Source organism: Sphaerochaeta sp. S2 (assembly GCF_016406725.1).
In the GTDB taxonomy this organism is placed as follows: Bacteria; Spirochaetota; Spirochaetia; order Sphaerochaetales; family Sphaerochaetaceae; genus Sphaerochaeta.
On sequence record NZ_JAEKNT010000194.1, the window covers coordinates 1 to 1,946 of the forward strand.

A 1,946-nucleotide genomic window follows, 5' to 3' on the forward strand; every position below is an offset into this window, starting at 1 on the left:
GCACTGGGCTTGCGCTGAATGCCAGCTCACCTAGACGATACGCAGTTGGAATGTTGAAGAGGTTTTCGCTCAACGGTACGAATGCTTCCAGCAAGCCCAGAGTGATGGTGATATTCAAAATCATCCCACCACCAAGAGGCATTACCTGATGAAGGGGCAATGCTTCCAGCATGTACAATGCAAGGGCAGTAAAACTACTGATAACACAAGCATAGAACCAATTGAATACATCATCAATTCGCTTAATGGTATAACGGAAGAAGTAGAGACAGACACCACTGATGGTCAATACGAAGAAGAACGTAATGGAACTCGACTGTTCCATCAGTGTTGCATAACAGGCAAGAAGAAAGGCACTTACCAAACCTAGGCGTTTCTTGCTGGTGATATGACTGGTAAAGAGCGGTGCAAACAATACCGGTAGATAGGAGTCCAGGAACAGAGAGGACCGTGAAGTAAAAAACAGGCTAACCACATACATTGCCACCAACGACAATGATACGGAAACAAGCATAAGATTCAAATAGAGATACAATCGCTTCTCTGCATGCAGGAATTGAATAAATACATATACTGAAACACTGGTGGAAAGCAGAATGAAAATTGCCCTACCAATCAATTCAAGGATTGTGTACTGAAAGCTGTTCGATCCCATCAATTGCAGCAGGTCAATCTGTGAGCTGGTGACCACCGTATCCTTGGCAATGATCTTTTCTCCCCGTTCTATGGTTATCACCTGCTCGGGAATCTCTGCAGCAGCTTCCTCCCTGAGTGCCAGTGTTTCAACAGCTTCATAATCTACATTTGGATCCAGGAGCATCTCCAGAGCATCCAGTACAAGATATGGTTGGAACTGACTATCGATAAGCTCGTATGGTTCAAGCAGAGAAGACAGCTGTGAAGGAAGATTCTTTTTCGTCAGTAGCGTATCAATGGTTTGCTTGGAAGGTTCACTGCTTTCTTGCTGGAAAAGGCTATTTCTGACCAGAAGTTCCCCATAGCCTTGGGAACGGACGGTATTCACTTCCTCTTCATCAAACAATCCTCTCTCCAAGATATAGCTACCTGTTTCTTCAAGTGCTTGCAGCAACAATTGTTGTTGCTCAGGATCCAGCCCTGCAATCCTTTCCACAACATTGCGCTCATCGTTGATCCCTTCCTTCTCCAGGAAGGTCCTGGAATCTAGGTTCCCTTGGTGAAATAGTGCAAGAAAGTTCTCTAAACGCCTGCTGGTAATGGTAGATGATCTGAGTGAATAGCTGAAATGCGGAAGTACTTCCTGCATTCGTTGTTCTATGAGCTTTTGTGTTTGTTCATCATCAACGTATTGGAAACTGCTTGTAGCAAAAATATCCTCACTGGAGAGTTCACCCTCTGTATAACGTAAGCCCAAGTCCTTGAGACCCGATCCACTGGAGTGAGTACTCAAAAGCGGTACCACCATTGCCAGAAAAACCGTAAGCACCATTAAAATGAGAGAAAGTTGTTGTTGAAGCTCACGTTTTTTCTGTTTACGTTCAGAAATTTGCATTTTCTTTATCATGATTTTTCGTTCCCCTCATCCCCTGCATACGCATTAACAATATGCTGTACAATTCGGGAGCGTACCACATCGCGAGAATCGAAACGTATGAAATCGAGCCCAGCAATTCCTTGCAGGATCTGCATTGCATGGATCAATCCACTATCTTTGTGCCGTGGAAGATCAACCTGACTGATATCCCCTGTGATAATCGCATTGGCATTTTCACCAAGACGGGTGAGGAACATCTTCATCTGTTCCTTGGTGGTATTCTGTGCTTCATCAAGAATGACCGTTGCATTTTGTAGACTCCTTCCTCTCATATAAGCAAGAGGGGCGATCTCAATACTCCCATTCTCTTCCAAACGCCTGATATTCTGTATACTGACCATGGCTTCCATTGCATCGTAGAGCGGTCTTAGGT

At 44.5% G+C, this 1,946-nt stretch carries 2 protein-coding genes; both read right to left on the reverse strand.

Features of this window, described 5'->3' with window-relative positions:
• A partial coding sequence (locus JF818_RS05235) for a phosphohydrolase (protein ID WP_198890913.1) occupies positions 1-1,543 on the reverse strand: 1,543 nt, incomplete at its 3' end.
• Positions 1,540-1,946: PhoH family protein (locus JF818_RS05240; RefSeq protein WP_198890914.1), on the reverse strand; the 407-nt coding region annotated here is incomplete at its 5' end. The genes JF818_RS05240 and JF818_RS05235, both read right to left, overlap by 4 nt.